The sequence below is a fragment of the Paenibacillus sp. MER 180 genome, from assembly GCF_023713665.1.
In the GTDB taxonomy this organism is placed as follows: domain Bacteria; phylum Bacillota; class Bacilli; order Paenibacillales; family Paenibacillaceae; genus Paenibacillus_B; species Paenibacillus_B suaedae.
The window spans coordinates 330,172-347,666 of sequence record NZ_JAMAVT010000003.1 but is presented as its reverse complement, the minus strand read 5'-3'; the positions used below and the strand labels follow the sequence as shown (position 1 = coordinate 347,666).

Sequence of the window (17,495 nt, the reverse complement as noted above, 5' to 3'; positions counted from 1 at the left end):
CCTGCCTATCTTGCCAGCAAGCCATCAAAGCATTGCTGCGCCTCGCGAAGGATTCGTTCTTCATCCATCGTCAAACATTCCCCATTCTTCACAACCTGCTTGCCGTCAACCCATACATGCTTGACATCTTTCGCAGACGCTGAATATACCATGTGGGATACCAAGTCGGTATGTGGCAGGAAATGAGGTTGATCAATATCTACCGCAACGAAGTCAGCCTTCATGCCTACTTCAAGCGCTCCAATATCGTCAAGACGAATGGTCTGCGCGCCATAGATCGTACCCATGCGCAGCGCCTCTGCAGCAGGAACCGCAGTTGGATCGCCGGACACCCCTTTATGAATCAAGGCCGTAAGGCGAATTTCTTCGAACATATCCAGATTGTTGTTGCTTGCTGCACCGTCCGTACCCAAGGATACAACAACACCCGCACGCAGCATCTCAGGAACACGAGCGACACCGCTCGCAAGCTTAAGGTTGCTTCCTGGATTGTGGGACACCGCAACTTGATACTTCGCAAGCGTCTCAATCTCTTCGTCCGTCAAATGGACAGCATGCGCAACGAAGGAAGGACGGGAGAAGAATCCGAGCTTCTCCAAATGCGCAACCGGACGCAGTCCATAATCTTTCACATTCTGTTCAACTTCTGCCTTTGTCTCTGACATATGCGTGTGCAATGGCAAATCCAGATCATGAGCAGCCTGTACGAAGCTCTCAATAAAGGCTGGAGGACAAGTATACGGAGCATGCGGCGCCATAATCGTACGAATGCGGCCATCTGCCTTCCCATTCCAATCCTTCGCGAATTGAATCGCCTCGTTCAGCTTCTCGCGCTGTACATCCTCTGGGCATAAGCCAATCGCACCGCGCATAAGCGATGCACGGATACCGGATTGCTCACATACCTTCGCTACTTCGTCCATGTAGTCATACATATCTACGAAGGTTGTTGTACCGCCCTTCAGCATTTCGATCACAGACAGAGCTGTTCCCCAATAGACATCATTGGCCGTGAACTTGCCTTCCATTGGCCACATTTTCTCCTGCAGCCATGTCTGAAGCGCCAAGTCATCCCCATACCCACGAAGCAGAGACATTGCAGCATGCCCGTGTGTATTAATAAGGCCTGGAATGAAGAATAGACCTTTGCCGTCGATGATTTCAGCATCAGCTGTTGTATATTGCTCTGGCAGCTCCGATCCAATATGAACGATGCGATCATTCTCAACAACCATGAACCCATGGAATGAGGACTGCTTCGCAGTTGGAGACAAATCGGCGAACATGCCGTTTTTAATAATGATTCGGTGTGTCATTCGGCGGGTACTTCCTTTCCATTATCAGATAAATAATAGGCCAAACTGAACAAATCCGTTGTAAAATCGGCAGTATGCACACGGATATTCGAAGGAACCCTCAAAATGACAGGCGCAAAGTTCAAGATCGCTTCTACACCCGCCTCTACAAATTGATCAGCTACATACTGAGCTTCTGTAGCAGGAACCGTGATAATCCCGATACGGATTTGCTTCTCGCGTACCGTCGTAATTAGGTCAGACATCGGCTGAACTTTCAGGTTATTTATCTCGGTATTGATTTTGGATTCCTGTGCATCGAACACTGCAACGATCTTCATATTATCTTTCAAGTATACGGTGTAGTTACAGAGTGCGTGACCTAATTTACCTGCACCGACCAATCCAACATGGATAACTTGATCCAGTTTCAAAATATGTCTGATTTGTTGAATCAAATACGATACATCATACCCAATGCCCTTGCGGCCGAAGTCGCCGAAATACGCTAGATCCTTCCGAATTTGCGCAGGATTCAAGTTCAGCTTCTGTCCCAAATCTTGAGATGAAACTGTGAGCACTTCTCGCTGCTTCAATTCCAATAGATGACGTAAATACACGGGTAATCGCCGAACGACAGCTTCTGATATCTTTAGTGCTTTCATTCTGAACAAGCCCCTCTCATCGCTCTCCAATGCCTCTTTGATTATGGTCTAGCCACGTATCAATACGTGGTACAAGTTGTTCTGTTGCCATATGCTCCATTTTTGGGCCAGGCAGCGAGTAAAGAAAATGTTTGCCGTAGCTTGTCTCTATTACACGAGTGTCATATATGATGACAATTCCCTTATCCTGCGTCGTACGCACAAGGCGGCCGAATCCTTGCTTGAAGCGAATTACAGCCTGTGGGACGGAATATTTGCGGAATGGATTCTGATTCATCCGCTTCAGCCGATCGCACTTCGCTTCCACGAGTGGATGATTCGGTGGCTGGAATGGCAGCCGTACAATCGCAAGACATGTCAACGCATCTCCTGGAATATCAACGCCTTCCCAGAAGCTGCTCGTTCCTAGCAGGACTGAATTCGGCTGATCTCGGAATCGGCGTGTCAGCTTGCTTCGGTTGCCGCTGTCAATCCCTTGTCCCAGCACTTGAATGCCATGCAGGCTAAGCGCCTCCTTCAGCGGTTCATACACATCCCGCAGCATGCGGTATGACGTGAATAAGACAAGCATACGTCCTTCTGTTACCTTGGCTACATCAGCCAAGGACTGCATCAGCGTCGAGTTAAACTTGGCATCTGATGCTCCCTTCACACTAGGGAAGTCACGCGGGATGACAACAAGTGCTTGTTCCCGGTAGTTGAACGGCGACGGGAGTATGACCGTATTTAGACGACCATCCCGCTGCGCATCCTTCAAGCCAAGTTGTTCGGCTACGAATTGGAATGATTTATCAACGGACAATGTAGCCGAAGTTAAGATTACGCTCTTCTTCGGCTCGAAGAAGTATCGCTTCAGCGCTTCGCTTACATCGACAGGGACCGCATACATTTGCATTGATTTATGCTTGTATTGGAGATTGCCCTCCATCCAGTACACGGTATCCGCATCCTTGCCTTGCATAAATTCACGGAATTCATCGCGAAGCTGCCCTATGTCCTTGAATAAACCTGTCACATCAGCCGTAACGCCCTGCACTTCATCATCATCATAATCCTTCCATTCATTGACGAGCTTCTCCCCCGAACGAACAATATCACTTAAACGCGTGTGAATATCGCCTTCGAGCTCCGATACGGAGCTCCATCCATCAGGACGATTGCCAGATGGCAGCCGGAGAACAGCTTGTCCGCCTTCCGCCTGCCCCGCTTCATTCATGGAAGGAAGCATTTGATAGAGCAGCTCATGCAGCCGATCCCATTGATCCTTAACATCGACAAGCTGTGTTAACAGCTTCTCAATCCCTTCAGCCCATACGAGCGCTTTTTCATTGCCTGACAAGCGAAGACGCTGCTGCAGCAATACAAGCGCACCATTTTTGCTGTCTTTGAACAATTGGGTCAGCGGATGAATGAGTGAAAAATATTGCAAGTGAATGCCTAAATGTTTGCCTGCCGTTTCTTCGAAGTGATGTGCTTCGTCTACGACAAGCTGCTCGTATGCGGGGAGCAAACGATGCTCCGCAATCACGTCCGTAAACAATAGGGAGTGATTCGTTATAATAATGTCCGATAAATTCGCATCATTCTTTGCCCGGTGGTAGAAGCACCGACGGAACCAAGGACATGCGCGATTCAGACAGGAATCACTATCACTGGCAACGGTATCCCAGAAGTCTGCACCCTTATGAACGAAATGCAGTTCTTCATCATCTCCATGCTCCGTCTGACTGAGCCACACCAGCATTTGGGCAGCTGTCAAACTATCATCGCGTGCATGTACATACTCTCTATTACTTATTTTATGTTCAAATTTTCTCAAACACAAATAGTGACTGCGGCCTTTTAATACGGATGCCTTAAATGGAACCGGCACAATCTTCTCCAAGAGCGGCAAATCACGCTGTCTCAGCTGTTCTTGCAGATTGATTGTGTGTGTGCTAACAATCACTTTGCTCTCTTGAGAAACACTCTGATATATGGATGGCAGCAAGTACCCAAGCGACTTGCCGGTACCAGTACCCGCTTCGATTAGCAGGTGATGCTCTTGTTCGAAGCACTCCATCACTTCATTGAACATCTGCTCCTGCGATTCGCGCGGCTCATAATTATCCAAGCGGCTTGCCAGATTCGTCTTGACCTGATCCAGGAACTGAGCGAAGGTTACTCCCTTAAGCGGGTTCTCTGCTGAAGAATCACGCGGCGCCTCCGTCTCTGTCCAATCCGCTTGCTTCAACGTCAATTGGCGGAACGGATAATACCCTTCTTCCTCTGTCCAATCAGACACCTCACGCTCCTGAAGCTTCTCTGCAAGCAGCCATTTCAAATCCCGCTCCTCTTGATCGCCAAACACATCAACGACGCGCTGTAGCGTCAATAACGGAAGCTGGTCAATCGCTTCTAAACAGCGAATAAATATATCTGCTGTCGCCCGCGCATCACTGTCTGCTTGGTGCGGGCGATCATGAACAATCCCCATCTCATGTGACACAGAACCAAGCTGGAAGGAAGGCAGTGATGGAAAGAGGATGCGAAGCAGCTCAATTGTATCTAATATACGACCTGTGAACGGCAAATATCCCGTCTGTTCCAGCGCCCTGCATAGGAATTGATAATCGAAGGCCACATTATGGCCGACCAGTACGACATCCCCTAGCAAAGGGACAAGCCCCGTCATGGCATCATCAATATCCGGAGCATCCTTCACATCTTCCCCGGTAATGCCAGTGAGCTGCGATATAAATTCCGGTATGGGAACAGTTGGCCGCACAAGCGTATGATATTCGCGTTCTATCTTCAAATCATGGCCAAGAATAACCAAACCAATTTGAATTATTTCATCGTTCGGCTGACTGCCGGTCGTCTCAAAATCCAAAACAGCAAATCTCATCTCAATAGCTTTCCTCTCACAATTTCTGTTCTTAGCATAACAGATGTTCAGGCGTTTGGAAATGACTAGAGGGAAACATCTGTGCGTATTTTTTCCACACAGTCGTTCCCCTCCGATGTCATGAATCATTGATATTACATGCATGTTATTGGATATGCATCATGTGCTCGCCGCCGAGTTCAAAATGACCGCTTTTGGACTGGCATACCTTCAAATTCATAATCGGTTCCGGCAGAGCCGGATCCCATTCATGCGCCTTCAGGAAGCATGCTTCTGCCTGTGCAAACTGATGCTGCTTCGCATGAATGCAGCCAAGCGCATTGCAGGCAATGGCCTTCATGCTGTTGTTGTCAGTCAAAGGTATGATAAGTTGAAAATGATGTCCTGCTTCCTGACAATTCCCTAAATGCAAGTGCGACATCGCCAAATACGCGCGCACCTCGATATTCTCTGGCTGAATCTTAGCCGCCTGTTCCAAAAACATAACTGCTTCCTTATACATCATGAGCAAATAATACCCCTGACCCCGCTGATAGGGATCCCCATAGTCCGGAATAGCTATTTTGCTCTCCTTCACTGGGCATGGCTGTACGGGGACTGAGCTTCCCTTGCCTGCTTTGGGCCTTAACAATGACAGACGCTCTTCGAAGCGCAGCCATTCCTCCACAATATGGTCACTCATGGAGCGAAGCAGCGACACTTGATGATCGAGTTCCTGTTTTTGCTTTCCCTTCGCATGCGGGTATTGAGCAATCACTTCATCCAACAGTTCATTCATGGTCTCGAATACATGTTGCAGCACGATTCCATCCCACCTTCACAAGTGTTGCGTATCGTTGTCTTATCGGCTCACGTTCATTGTGTGCCTCACAGCTAAGTTTCATTCGGTGCTCCAACGATTCCCGTGCGCTGGCTTCCGTTGTCAGCGAAGCAGAGCAGCAATACGTCCTGCATGGTAGCGCAAGCAAGCAATTCGGCCATTAATCATGCCCATAATCGAAATGCATTAACGAATAGTTGAATGCTCTTCTGTTAGTTTCATTACTTCAACAGGCTTGTTATCATCATCAACAAAAACAATATTCGGCTTGTATTGACGCGCCTCTTCATTCGTCATGGATGCGTAAGAAATAATAATGACATTGTCCCCTGGTTGTACCAATCGAGCTGCCGCACCATTCAAGCAAATCACCCCTGAATGCTTAGGCCCTGGAATCACGTAAGTTTCTAAGCGAGCTCCATTATAATTGTTTACGATCTGAACTTTTTCATTCGCCCAAATATCAGCCAGCTCCATTAAATGCTCATCGATCGTAATACTGCCAACATAGTTCAGATTTGCTTCTGTCACCGTAGCACGGTGAATTTTGGATTTCATCATTTCGCGCATCATCTAGCTCACCCTACTCTCCATGAGTTAACATACGATTATCAATTAATCTTGTCCGACCGAATTTGACTGCAAGTGCAATCAAAATATTGGTGCTTCGCTGATCTAGCGACATCTCAGGCGCCAGTGGCTCCAAATCTGGGAAGCTCAATACTTCTACATAGTCGATGTCTGCCAGCGGCTGCTGTGCTATCATGCCCTTCATCTTCTGCTGAAGCATTGGGGCTGTCAGCTGCGGATTCTCTTCAAGCCAGACGTCAACTTGACCCAGTGAGCGGGATAGTACGAGCGCTTGTGTCCGTTCTTCCTCAGACAAATACACATTGCGCGAGCTCATTGCCAGACCATCTGCTTCGCGTACAATCGGACATGGAACAATCTCAACTGGGAAATTCAAGTCCTCCACCATGCGCTGAATGACAGCAACCTGCTGTGCATCCTTCATCCCGAAGAAGGCTTGATCCGGCTGCACGAGGTGGAACAGCTTCGTAACAACGGTTGTCACACCGTCAAAGTGAACCGGTCGCGTAGCACCGCACAGCGGACTTGTAATGTCATCCACATGAACTTTGGTTTTGGTAGGTGAAGGATACATCATGTCTGGTGTTGGCATGAATACGATATCGGCACCATGCTTCTTCGCTACCGCCAGATCCCGCTCTTCGTCACGAGGGTACTTCTCATAATCTTCGTTCGGCCCGAACTGAATCGGATTGACGAATATACTTAGGACTACAATATCGCATTGACTGCGAGCCTTGCTTAACAAGCTCGCATGCCCATCATGCAAATACCCCATCGTCGGAACGAAGCCAATGGTTGGGTCTCCGTCCGGTCGTCTATGTTCAAGCTTCATGCGACGCAGCGCGTCTCTCAGCTCTTGTATGGAATGTACTGTGATCATGGTGTCTGCACCTTCCCACTTCCGTATAATTGTCCTGCTAATTCCTCATCTGCAGCGAATACATGCTCCTGGGCTGGGAATGTGCGCTGCTTCACTTCTTCTACATAAGAAGCAAACGCTTCACGAATGGTCGTTCCTACATCCGCATATGTTTTTACGAACCGCTTAGGACGATAGTCTGCATCATATCGCACGATATCATGGAATACGAGCACCTGCCCATCACATTTGACACCGGCTCCGATTCCGATTGTCGGAATCTCTAGCCGTTCTGAGATATAAGCAGCCACCTCATCCGTCACAAGTTCTAGTACAACACCGAAGGCTCCCGCCTCCTGCAGTGCTAGGGCATCTTCAAGCAATCGCTGTGCATCTTCCATCGTCTTGCCTTGGATTCGATATCCTCCAATTTGATGTACCGATTGCGGTGTCAAGCCGATATGTCCGAGTACTGGCACACCTGCCTGCACACAAGCCTTGACCATAGGTGCAATCTCCGCTCCGCCTTCCATTTTCACAGCTGTTGCGTGGCCTTCTTGCATAATGCGGCGAACCCCATTCAGCGTCTCAGCCACCGTGCTGTGGTAAGTCATGAATGGCATATCTGTCACAATGAACGTGTTCGGCGCTCCCCGGCGCACTGCGCGGGAGTGGTATACCATATCATCGATCGTAACAGGCAATGTAGAATCATAGCCTAGCACGACATTGCCCAAGGAATCACCGACGAGGATAATATCGACGCCCGCTTCCTCTGCCAATCGAGCAGTAGGATAATCATAGGCTGTCACCATGGCAATGGGTTCGTTTTGTTTCTTCATCGTTTTCATTTTAACAATACTTAGCGGCTGCTTCGGTTTGTTCATTCTTTCTTCATCTCCTTCAACGTCTCTTTGGCGCATTTCAACACAATCTTCCATCGTCTCTCTTACCTGATAGCTGTTGCTGTGCGCATTTTTCTTAGTGTGTGCAAAACAAAAAACCTTTTAGCATTTCCACTAAAAGGGTCCATAAGAAAAAAAGAGGTCGCAAGCGGACGTCCTTCTGTCTCGGTCCCTTCGGCTCAGAGCAGAAACGTACTACACGTTCGTCAAGGAATATGCACTTCTCTTCAATCTTCCTTGCTGTGTGTGGCCGGTGCGGTTCCGCGAGGATACCGCCAAGCCGACACTTATTATACCAGAGTTTATTCCTACTTACATCACGTAAAGTGTACATCCCCGGAAAAAATTTTCCGGTAACAACCATCCTCGCCCAGCACGATAAGCGCTCCGGAGTCATCAAGTCCCTGTGCAACCCCAGATACGATTCCGTTCGGGGTCGTCACCGACAGACTGCGTCCAATGGTTACGCTTTGCGCTTCCCATAGCGTACGGATCGGTGCAAATCCTTGCTCAACATACAGCTTGTATAGCTGCTCTAATTCAAATAAGCACTCTGCAAGCAGTGAGGCACGATCAATTTCCTTACCTGCTGCAATTTTGAGAGAGGTCGCAATAGCCTTTAATTCTTCTGGGTAGTCATGTTCATCCAAGTTCACGCTTATCCCAATTCCGGCGATGACATGAACGAGCCGTTCATCTTCAGCAGAGGATTCCGTTAGAATGCCGCATACTTTTTTATTTTCATGCAGGATATCATTGGGCCATTTGATGCCTAAGTCTACTTCTGTTACACGCTTCATGGCGCGGCATAACGCAACTGCAGCTAGCAGCGTCAGATGCGGCGTGAATTGAAGCGGAATTTGCGGGCGGAGAATCAGGCTCATCCATATTCCCTTGCCTGCGGGTGAGTGCCAGTTTTTCCCATGACGACCTCGACCTACTGTCTGCTCCTCTGCGATAATGACCGCACCGTCTTCCGCTCCTTGCCGTGCCCACGCAGCCGCTTCGTTCTGCGTCGACTCCGTACGGGCAATGATGCGAAGCTGATGCCCTAGCTTGTTCGTCTTCAGCTTCGTCAGCAGTGACATTTCGTCAAGCCGCGTTGGCATTTGAACGAGTCGATAGCCCAGTTTCGGCACAGCTTCGAATTCGTAGCCCTTCGAACGAAGACGGTTGATTTGCTTCCACACGGCGGTCCGTGATATATCAAGTCTCCGGCTAATCTCTTCACCGGATATAAACTCTCCTGGATGCTCTTTGAACCATGCTAGTAATTGGTCACTCATTGTTCATTCCACGCTTTCCTTACGTAGTCAAGCAGAGCCTCGCGCTCATTAGCAAGTTCCCCTAATGCTACGGAGAGCCATACCTGCTCCAAGCATTGGCGTAGCCATGGCCCTGCCATCCGTTCTGTGGCTTGCAACACATCCGAGCCCGTCAGGGCAATATCTCGCAAGCCCCGGACGGAAATGCCCTCCAGCCAAGCCTCGCCGTACTGGAGGAACGGCTGCATTGCAGCCGCATACTCGCGCGCCGCCCCAACGCCCAGTAGGGCGCGGCGGCACGCGAGTGCATCGCGGAGACCTTGTTCGCCGACAGCGAACAGGGTCTCCGCGATGGAGCGGCGCCACGCGTCCAAGGCGCCGCTATCTTCCCCGGCCGCGGCCAAGGCGGCAGTGCCGCCAGCCGCGAGCCGGGCATCCGCGCGCAGGACGGCCAGCATGGCGTCCTGCTGCGCGCCCGAGCAGCGCAGCGCCTGCACAATGCGCTGCGCCTCCGCTTCGTCGACCTCATGCCCAAGCAGCAGCAGCGCCATGCGCTTCTCGGCCGTATCCACCTGGCCGAGCGCGCACAGCAGCGGCTGCCACACGGCAGCATCGGTCGACGCAAGTGCTCCCAGCGGCTCCTTCGTATGACCCAGCAGACCGCTGCGTACGAGCAGCCCCCATCCGCGCGCCGGATTCGGTCCTGCTGTAAGCTTCCACAGCTCGTCCCGCACGCGTTCCATCGCAACGAATGCGAGCGTCTCCCTATTGACCCGCAGCGCCTTCCAAGTCGACTTGGCGAACACGCCGCCAAGCAAAGACGCAAAGCGCACGCCCCGCATCATTCGCAGCGCATCCTCGCGGAAACGCTCCTCGGCTGTGCCGACACAACGGATGATGAGCCGTCTCAGATCGGCTTGTCCACCAAATGGATCATGAATGCACCCGTTCACATCCTTAGCCATCGCATTAATCGTGAAGTCCCGTCTTCTTAGATCCTCATCTAGATCATCAATAAATTCGACTTCCTCTGGCCGACGGTGCCCCTCATACGCTGCTTCCTTGCGAAAGGTGGTCACCTCATAGGTATTCTGCGGCATCACAACAGTTACCGTCCCATGCTGCAGCCCTGTTGGAATCACCTTTGGGAACAAAGCCACTACCTGTTCTGGGTGGGCGGATGTCGCGATATCCACATCATAGATCGGCCGCCCGATCAGCGGATCGCGGACACAGCCCCCAACCATATAAGCACTGAACCCCGCTTCCAGGAGACAGTTCATCACTTGTTCCGCTTCCTGGAACAGCGAGTTATCGGTCAAGCCGCCCCTGCTTCCATATTCATCGCCCATCATCAGGTCTCCTCCCATCAATACATACAAGAGCGCGCAACGGAGATGGCCATTGCGCGCATTCGACGTGTGGTGGTAATGGGTACGGTATACAGCAGATCACCCTCAGCACACCGGCTTCGGATCCAATGCTTCCTTCCCAAGCACACGATAATAAATTTGTTCATATTGCCACGTAATGAGATCGTTGCAGAATACATGTCGTGCCCGATGCAGACATGCCTCATGCATCTTCTGCGACAATTGCGAATCAGACAGCAGTCGAATCGCATAATTGGCCATCGCCGCTGTATCTCCTGTTGGCGCTAAAAAACCCGTCTCTCCATGGCTCACCAGCTCTGGTATGCCCCCCGCTTCGGAACCGATCGTAGGGACACCGCAAGCCATTGCTTCCAGGGCCACTAACCCGAAGCTCTCCTTCTCGGATGGGAGCAGCAGCACATCTGCCAGCGAAATCACCTGTGCGATTTCATCCTGCTTGCCGAGGAAATGTACCCGATCTTCCAGTCCTAACTCTCGGATGCGGCACTGAACCTTCGGCATGTCTGGCCCTTCTCCGACGAAGACGAGGCGTGACGGAACTTGCTCCTGAACCTGATTGAAAATATCCACCACATCACTCACCCGCTTAACAGGGCGGAAGTTCGAGATATGCATCAATATTTTCTCATTCGGATAGGCGAAGTCGGCACGGAATTGAGCAACTTCCCTTGGATAGTACACACGCTTATCAACAAAATTGTACGTAAGATCAATCGGACGTGTAATATCAAGCAATTCTCTTGTTTCTTTAATTAAATCATTCGATACAGCCGTAACCGCATCACTCTCATTAATGGCGAAGCGAATCATATCCTTGAGCGATTCGTCTTGAGCCAATACCGTTATATCGGTTCCATGCAGGGTAGTGACTACCTTCAGCCCTGGGTGGGCCATTTGCTTCGCCAAATAAGCGCATACCGCATGCGGAACCGCGTAATGAACATGCAGCAAGTCAAGCTGCTGCATATTTGCCACTTGTGCCATCTTGCTTGCCAGAGATAAATCGTAAGGAGGATAACGAAAGACATAATAATCGTTAACATCGACCTCGTGATAATGAATATTCTTCTGAAAGCTTGCACCTAAGCGAAACGGAATATTATGTGTAATAAAATGAACCTGATGTCCCCGCTCAGCCAATAGCTTGCCAAGCTCCGTCGCCACAACACCAGAGCCACCGAGCGACGGATAACACGTAATGCCGATTTTAAGACCTTCGTTCATAGCTGTCCCCCCCTTTTCGCCATTCCCTCACACGGATCACTATAAATGTTGTTCAAAAAGTCCGCTTTTGATCACGAAGTAAATCATGAAGTGGACTCGGCATCGAATCTTGAATTCAGCCGAACCTTCCGGTGCTCATGTACCCAAAACGTACGCTCCGCTCCTCAGGCCCTAGCTTCATCCAACTTTCTCGGTGCTGAAAACCGGCCTTTTTGAACACGCACTATAAGAAAAGAGATACCGCAAACGGGCCTTTCACGACAAACCCTTCCGCATACTCAAATCCGCGAGTCTGACCAAGCAGCGAATCTCGTGCAGCAACCCGCTCCACATAATTTTGATTCAATGGAGTTGCGACAAAGTCATTGTCGCCATCTGGCTTCATAAACTGAGAGCGATATGCTTGAAGCGACTTCCGCTTCTGATCATATACATCAGACACATCAACCAGAACTTGAGAAGCAGCAACATCATTAATAAAGTAATAATAGACTTGCTCAACCGTATGCGCAGGCAGCTCTGGCATATAACGCCGCAGCTTTGCATTGAACACTGCTTCCTGAACAATGCGGCTGCAGGCAATATGGTCAGGATGGCGATCCTCCCAGTAAGGCATGAAGACAATACGAGGACGATGATTGCGAATAGCGGTTACCACCGCATCGATATGCTCCTTGCTTACCTGTAAACCGCGATCAGGAAGGCACAAATTACCGCGTGCCGAGAGCCGCAAGATTTCTCCTGCTTCCCTCGCTTCCTCTCTGCGCAGCTCTACCGTACCATTCGAGGACATCTCCGCTTCAGTCAAATCGCAAATGCCGACACGATACCCTTCCTTCGTATGCTTGGCAATCGTGCCCGCCATGCCGATCTCGACATCATCAGGATGCGCTCCGAATGCAAGAATGTCGAGAGTATTCATCATTCTTCCGTTCCCGGCTTATATTTATGTGTCAGTTCACGCCATGCGAAGTCGCCACGTTCAAGCGCCTTAACAAGAATTTCTGCTGTCGCAATATTCGTTGCAACTGGAATGCCCTGCACGTCGCATAGGCGAAGAAGAGCAATAATATCCGGCTCGTGAGGCTGAGCCATTAACGGATCGCGCAAGAAGATAATGAAGTCCATTTCATTTTGCGCAACAAGTGCGCCGATCTGCTGATCGCCGCCGAGCGGGCCAGACTGGAAGCGATGAATATCCAGGCTTGTCTGCTCCATAATGCGCAGCCCTGTCGTACCCGTTGAATATAATTTATGACCTTGGAACACTTTTTCATATGCGATAACAAAATTAACGATTTCATCTTTTTTGCGATCATGTGCAATAAATGCGATATTTAGCATGTCTATCCCTCCGTTGTGTGTCCCCTGCTCACATTCATTTTGATGCTATCTAAAAATACAAATGCCTTCAGCATTAATAGAAATTGAAGTCAATTGATCAGTCATCAAGCAGGTGCTCGAAGCCGTATACCAATTGCTCCAGATTCATTACCTTCTTGACTGCCATATTCACACCTGGCATATACCCTGCACGCTCATAGGAGTCGTGACGGATTTTAAGAGATTGCCCATAGCCCCCGAAGATAACTTCCTGCTGAGCAAAGACCCCTGGCAAGCGTACACTATGAATACGGAATCCGTTGTAATATCCGCCTCGGGAACCCTCGATCTTCTCTTCTTCATTCGGATTGCCTTGGCGATGCTCCGCTCTTACCTGAGAGATCAATTCTGCTGTCTTCACAGCAGTTCCGGAAGGAGCATCGAGTTTCTGATCTCCGTGATATTCAATGATCTCGAGATCCGGGAAATACTTGGCCGCTTGCTGTGCAAATTGCATCATAAGAATGGCCCCAATAGAGAAATTCGGCGCAATCAGACCACCAAGCTTCTTCTCTTGGCAAAGTTGCGTCAATTGCTCAATCTCTTCAGGCTGGAAGCCTGTTGCCCCAATAACAGGGCGAACTCCATACTCAATTGCAAGCATCGTATTCTTCATTACGGCCTGCGGGATCGAGAAATCAACCATGACATCTGCTTCTACCTTCTGCAGTGTCTCTTCAACATCTGCTGTAGTTGTAACACCGCATGCAGGTAGACCTACTAGCGTGCCCGCATCGACAGCGCCCGCTGACGGTGCAATTGCTGCAACCAGTTCCAAGGACTCGTCCTGCAGTACCATTCTCACAACTTCTCTTCCCATGCGTCCGCTTGCACCTGAGACGGCTACGCGAATTCGTTCCATTTTTTGTCCCCCCAACTGCTCCAATAACGATATGTTTTTTTTTCGATTATGATTCGTTTGATGTCTGTTCATCAATCCGTGTCCATCGATTCGCGTCACGTGTATTGAACTTGTGCATGCAGGCATCATGAGCCTTCGTCAAGTCGATACCGAGTGAGTTCGAGAAGCACAACAGAATGAACAATATATCTCCAAGCTCCATCTCAATGGAGTTGTCTTCTTCTGAAGCCTTCTTCGGCTTCTCCCCATAGCGATGATTCACTTCACGCGCCAATTCCCCTACTTCTTCAGACAATCGGGCAAGCATCGCAAGGGGGCTGAAGTAGCCTTCCTTAAACTGTGATATGTAGTCATCAACTTCCTGCTGCATTTGCGCGAGTGGCTTGCTGCGCAGGGAAGTGAGGAAAGACTTCATCTCTGGATTTGTCATACGATCCCCTTCTTTATTCATGCAAAAGTGGTTTGAAATGAATGAAATCTGCTCCCTATATTGAGGGTAACGAATTCGTTACTTTCTGCTACTATGTTATCGTATCACCGTCTGGAAAACAAATGCTTTTTATCTGCTTCGTAATCCGATATACTAATGAACGAATGAGCATCTTCCTGCCTAAAGGAGCCTGAATACTTTTGAAATCGACCATTGTTCAACGCATTTGGAATACGTTTCTCCCGATAACGGTTGGAACCGCGATTTTTGCATTTGGATTAATTTACTTCATCATGCCTAACCAGTTGATGGAAGGCGGCGTTACAGGAATTACCGTTCTATTGAATTATGCAGCAGGTATTCATCCATCAATCTCTACGCTAGTTTTGAACATCCCACTGTTCATCATCGGATGGAGAGCACTTGGCATGAAGCAGCTGGCACTTAGTTTTTACGGTGTTCTTAACCTCACATTCTTCCTATGGTTGTTCGAGCGTGCAGTCTCCATGCATTGGATTTTACCATTTCAAACTTCGAATGACTTCATTTTGGCCACCTTGTACGCTGGCGTTACCGTAGGAACAGGACTCGGTATTGTCTTTCGATTCGGCGGTACTACAGGTGGCGTCGACATCATCGCCAGGATTGCGAACCGTAAATTCGGTATCAGCATGGGGCAATTCATCCTTATCCTCGATATATTCATCATAGGGGCTGCTTTGTTCTATATTCCTAAGGAAAAAATTCTATATACGCTCGTTGCTGTATTCATTTCCTCTAAAGTCATCGATTTTATTCAAGAGGGAGCATATGCAGCCAAAGCATTCACCGTTATCTCTGATCATTCGCAGGAGATTGCGGATGCGATTACAAAAGAAATGGAACGCGGGGTCACACTTATTCCAGCAGTAGGAGCATATTCCCGCTCTCAGAAGCAAATGGTGTACTGTGTCGTTAGCCGCACAGAAATTCGCCGCTTCAAAACGATCGTAAAAACAATCGATCCACGGGCATTTATTGTTGTGAACGATGTTCATGATGTGCTTGGTGAAGGCTTTCGAGAGGAGTAGCAGAAGAAGTTAGAGGTTCAGCCTTCGCGAACACTAGAAATTCCCATCCCACTGCCTGCTCAGCGTTCTTCATAAAGTCATTTCTTAGCCCCAAATAAACAGACCTCGAAGCAAGCCTGCTGTCGCTGGCCTATATCGAGGTCTACTGTAAGATAGGCATTCCTAGAAGACTTCGCCCATCCCATCCTTCATTCTTTTTTTCATTCCTTGCCTGTCCGAACGACATACTGATATTACTGCCTTCTACCTCTTACTATTGCGGAAGTTCCCTGGACGAATAGCATATTGTTCATAGCGATACTTCTGAAAACCTACATAAGCCAACATCATGCATACGATAAAGGCCAGCATAAAAATCCACTGAAACGGCATCGGTGTATAAGCAAGCGGCCCTAATGTCGGGTTCGCCTTACTCGAACCGAATAACTGGATCAGCACCGAGTCCCCATATTTATTTAATGCCTGATTAGCTTCCTTAGGACTGTGTTTTCCCATTATTGATTCACGGATAAGTTGGCTTAACGACTCCATCATCTCAATCGTCTGCACATCTCGCTGGATGGTCGCAGCAGGACGAATCCGATCAATATGCTCCAACCAGCGGTTGGCATAGGGAATCCATTCTCCCTTATTATCCGTAGCAAGCAAGCGTGCCATATCATCCCGCAGCACCTGCTCGTATTGAAGCCACATCGGTTGCTTCGGATTGGTTAAAGCGTCCGTAGCAAGGCGCAATCTGGCCGATGCACTCATCAATTCCTCTTGCTTCAATTGAATGGAAGGCAATATCCGCTTCACTTGTACGATTGCATCGCTAAGTGCACGTACCCCCTCAACATTTGTCACATCATTGAATGTTGTCTCCGTGAACAGCTTCCCCATAGCCTGAACCGCTTGCTGTATTTTCTCGATCTCTCCTGCAACGCTCGCCCGATAAATCTGTTCTGCATACTGATCTAGCTGCTTCCACTTCTCGCTCGCCGTCTGAACCGGATCAGCAGCAAGTCGAGACCCCGCATATGTAAAATCGGGCAGTCCTAGGTATCCGAGAATACATAACACAACCATTACCGCACGCATGTACATCCCTCCCCCATCATCGTATGGGAGGATGTCCACATTTAGAACATAGCTTCCTTCGATATGTTCGTTCTTTGGTCTCGATAGCGCATTGCTAGCCATGTCATAACGACACTAATCCCTGTCCATGTAAAAGTAAAAATACATACTGCAGGCAGTTCATTTACTAGCGTATACGGAAGCCATGGGTACACCCCAGCACTGTAATCAACGGTATCATTAAGCCATGTCCAGCACGCTGCCAGCGTCAGCGCCGCACTGCCAAATGCAAACAACCGGACAAATAACAGCCCTTCAACCGCCATCGCCAAATGTGAACCAATTAGCATCCAATCCTGCCATACCATTGGAGAACCCAAATAAGCTCCAGCGACAATCATGACACATGCCCAAATCCCATATTTAATCGACGTAACAACACCTAACGCTTCAATAATACGTTTTGCAATCATGCCGAATATGGTTCGAGGCTGCGGCCGAAATAGCAAAAATCCAATACTGATCGTAAAGAACAGACTTGCCGTAGGACTATCTGGAACGAAGATCAATTGCCATGCAGGATGGTGCTCCCACGTATAGATCAACTGGTTTTTATACCAGTAGTAACCGTAAATTGTTCCAATAAGATTGCTCCAAAACAATAACCATAATACCCATCGCTGCGAAAGAAAACGTGTGCTCATTACTGATAACAAGTTCATAATTGCTCTGCTCCGATTATTAGGAATATTAAGTTCGTATGCATTTCTAGGGTGTCAATTT

Annotated in this window: 17 protein-coding genes; 1 reads left to right on the top strand and 16 read right to left on the bottom strand. The window is 48.9% G+C overall.

Annotated features, from left to right (window positions below):
* Positions 1-5 precede the first annotated feature (5 nt).
* From M3661_RS06645 to M3661_RS06580, 14 genes are all read right to left on the bottom strand, one after another.
* The gene (locus M3661_RS06645; RefSeq protein ID WP_251483062.1) at positions 6-1,316 is read right to left on the bottom strand and encodes an amidohydrolase; all 1,311 of its coding nucleotides are present in this window, start codon (positions 1,314-1,316) and stop codon (positions 6-8) included.
* On the bottom strand, positions 1,313-1,960 hold the full coding sequence (locus M3661_RS06640) for a redox-sensing transcriptional repressor Rex (RefSeq protein WP_021254649.1): 648 nt from the start codon (positions 1,958-1,960) through the stop codon (positions 1,313-1,315). Before M3661_RS06640 ends, M3661_RS06645 begins: the two co-directional genes overlap by 4 nt.
* 16 nt (positions 1,961-1,976) lie before the next feature.
* Positions 1,977-4,847, bottom strand: a complete 2,871-nt coding sequence (gene dinG / locus M3661_RS06635; RefSeq protein ID WP_251483060.1) for an ATP-dependent DNA helicase DinG — start codon at positions 4,845-4,847, stop codon at positions 1,977-1,979.
* A 145-nt stretch (positions 4,848-4,992) separates the two neighbouring features.
* A complete protein-coding gene (locus tag M3661_RS06630) occupies positions 4,993-5,649 on the bottom strand; it encodes a tetratricopeptide repeat protein (RefSeq protein WP_021254651.1) in 657 nt (218 codons plus the stop codon).
* A gap of 204 nt (positions 5,650-5,853) precedes the next feature.
* Positions 5,854-6,240: an aspartate 1-decarboxylase gene (panD, locus tag M3661_RS06625; protein WP_065291649.1), complete on the bottom strand. Its 387-nt coding sequence runs from the start codon at positions 6,238-6,240 to the stop codon at positions 5,854-5,856.
* Between the two features lie 10 nt (positions 6,241-6,250).
* Positions 6,251-7,141: a pantoate--beta-alanine ligase gene (gene panC / locus M3661_RS06620; protein WP_065291650.1), complete on the bottom strand. Its 891-nt coding sequence runs from the start codon at positions 7,139-7,141 to the stop codon at positions 6,251-6,253.
* Positions 7,138-8,007 (bottom strand): 3-methyl-2-oxobutanoate hydroxymethyltransferase, encoded by an 870-nt coding sequence (panB, locus tag M3661_RS06615; protein WP_021254654.1) that lies wholly within the window; start codon positions 8,005-8,007, stop codon positions 7,138-7,140. Before panB ends, panC begins: the two co-directional genes overlap by 4 nt.
* A 335-nt stretch (positions 8,008-8,342) precedes the next feature.
* Positions 8,343-9,311: a biotin--[acetyl-CoA-carboxylase] ligase gene (locus tag M3661_RS06610; RefSeq protein ID WP_065291651.1), complete on the bottom strand. Its 969-nt coding sequence runs from the start codon at positions 9,309-9,311 to the stop codon at positions 8,343-8,345.
* Positions 9,308-10,645: a CCA tRNA nucleotidyltransferase gene (locus M3661_RS06605; protein WP_251483058.1), complete on the bottom strand. Its 1,338-nt coding sequence runs from the start codon at positions 10,643-10,645 to the stop codon at positions 9,308-9,310. Before M3661_RS06605 ends, M3661_RS06610 begins: the two co-directional genes overlap by 4 nt.
* Before the next feature lie 102 nt (positions 10,646-10,747).
* Entirely contained in the window at positions 10,748-11,908 is a 1,161-nt protein-coding gene (gene bshA, locus M3661_RS06600) for an N-acetyl-alpha-D-glucosaminyl L-malate synthase BshA (RefSeq protein WP_044355307.1), read from the bottom strand.
* Between the two features lie 223 nt (positions 11,909-12,131).
* A complete protein-coding gene (gene bshB1 / locus M3661_RS06595) occupies positions 12,132-12,833 on the bottom strand; it encodes a bacillithiol biosynthesis deacetylase BshB1 (RefSeq protein WP_394358355.1) in 702 nt (233 codons plus the stop codon).
* Positions 12,830-13,252: a methylglyoxal synthase gene (locus M3661_RS06590; RefSeq protein WP_021254659.1), complete on the bottom strand. Its 423-nt coding sequence runs from the start codon at positions 13,250-13,252 to the stop codon at positions 12,830-12,832. The genes bshB1 and M3661_RS06590 overlap by 4 nt, the downstream gene beginning before the upstream one ends.
* 97 nt (positions 13,253-13,349) lie before the next feature.
* Positions 13,350-14,153 (bottom strand): 4-hydroxy-tetrahydrodipicolinate reductase, encoded by an 804-nt coding sequence (gene dapB, locus M3661_RS06585; protein ID WP_251483056.1) that lies wholly within the window; start codon positions 14,151-14,153, stop codon positions 13,350-13,352.
* A gap of 46 nt (positions 14,154-14,199) precedes the next feature.
* The gene (locus M3661_RS06580; protein WP_021254661.1) at positions 14,200-14,583 is read right to left on the bottom strand and encodes a MazG nucleotide pyrophosphohydrolase domain-containing protein; all 384 of its coding nucleotides are present in this window, start codon (positions 14,581-14,583) and stop codon (positions 14,200-14,202) included.
* A 200-nt stretch (positions 14,584-14,783) separates the two neighbouring features.
* Between M3661_RS06580 and M3661_RS06575 the strand changes: the two genes are divergently transcribed.
* Positions 14,784-15,653 carry a YitT family protein gene (locus M3661_RS06575; protein WP_065290866.1) on the top strand — a complete coding sequence of 290 codons (870 nt, stop codon included), beginning with the start codon at positions 14,784-14,786 and terminating at the stop codon, positions 15,651-15,653.
* 243 nt (positions 15,654-15,896) lie between these two features.
* Here M3661_RS06575 and M3661_RS06570 read toward each other — a convergent pair whose 3' ends face one another.
* Positions 15,897-16,733, bottom strand: coding sequence for a sporulation protein YpjB (locus tag M3661_RS06570; protein WP_065290865.1), 837 nt, complete (start codon positions 16,731-16,733; stop codon positions 15,897-15,899).
* Between the two features lie 41 nt (positions 16,734-16,774).
* Positions 16,775-17,434 carry a DUF1405 domain-containing protein gene (locus M3661_RS06565; RefSeq protein ID WP_065290864.1) on the bottom strand — a complete coding sequence of 220 codons (660 nt, stop codon included), beginning with the start codon at positions 17,432-17,434 and terminating at the stop codon, positions 16,775-16,777.
* Positions 17,435-17,495 lie beyond the last annotated feature (61 nt).

Coding starts and splice junctions, on each gene's coding strand:
- dapB (WP_251483056.1), bottom strand. CDS start 14,153: ATGGAACGAATTCGCGTAGCCGTCTCAGGTGCAAGCGGACGCATGGGA.
- M3661_RS06590 (WP_021254659.1), bottom strand. CDS start 13,252: ATGCTAAATATCGCATTTATTGCACATGATCGCAAAAAAGATGAAATC.
- M3661_RS06605 (WP_251483058.1), bottom strand. CDS start 10,645: ATGATGGGCGATGAATATGGAAGCAGGGGCGGCTTGACCGATAACTCG.
- M3661_RS06645 (WP_251483062.1), bottom strand. CDS start 1,316: ATGACACACCGAATCATTATTAAAAACGGCATGTTCGCCGATTTGTCT.
- panC (WP_065291650.1), bottom strand. CDS start 7,141: ATGATCACAGTACATTCCATACAAGAGCTGAGAGACGCGCTGCGTCGC.
- M3661_RS06610 (WP_065291651.1), bottom strand. CDS start 9,311: ATGAGTGACCAATTACTAGCATGGTTCAAAGAGCATCCAGGAGAGTTT.
- panB (WP_021254654.1), bottom strand. CDS start 8,007: ATGAACAAACCGAAGCAGCCGCTAAGTATTGTTAAAATGAAAACGATG.
- M3661_RS06580 (WP_021254661.1), bottom strand. CDS start 14,583: ATGACAAATCCAGAGATGAAGTCTTTCCTCACTTCCCTGCGCAGCAAG.
- bshB1 (WP_394358355.1), bottom strand. CDS start 12,833: ATGATGAATACTCTCGACATTCTTGCATTCGGAGCGCATCCTGATGAT.
- M3661_RS06565 (WP_065290864.1), bottom strand. CDS start 17,434: ATGAACTTGTTATCAGTAATGAGCACACGTTTTCTTTCGCAGCGATGG.
- M3661_RS06640 (WP_021254649.1), bottom strand. CDS start 1,960: ATGAAAGCACTAAAGATATCAGAAGCTGTCGTTCGGCGATTACCCGTG.
- dinG (WP_251483060.1), bottom strand. CDS start 4,847: ATGAGATTTGCTGTTTTGGATTTTGAGACGACCGGCAGTCAGCCGAAC.
- bshA (WP_044355307.1), bottom strand. CDS start 11,908: ATGAACGAAGGTCTTAAAATCGGCATTACGTGTTATCCGTCGCTCGGT.
- M3661_RS06570 (WP_065290865.1), bottom strand. CDS start 16,733: ATGCGTGCGGTAATGGTTGTGTTATGTATTCTCGGATACCTAGGACTG.
- panD (WP_065291649.1), bottom strand. CDS start 6,240: ATGATGCGCGAAATGATGAAATCCAAAATTCACCGTGCTACGGTGACA.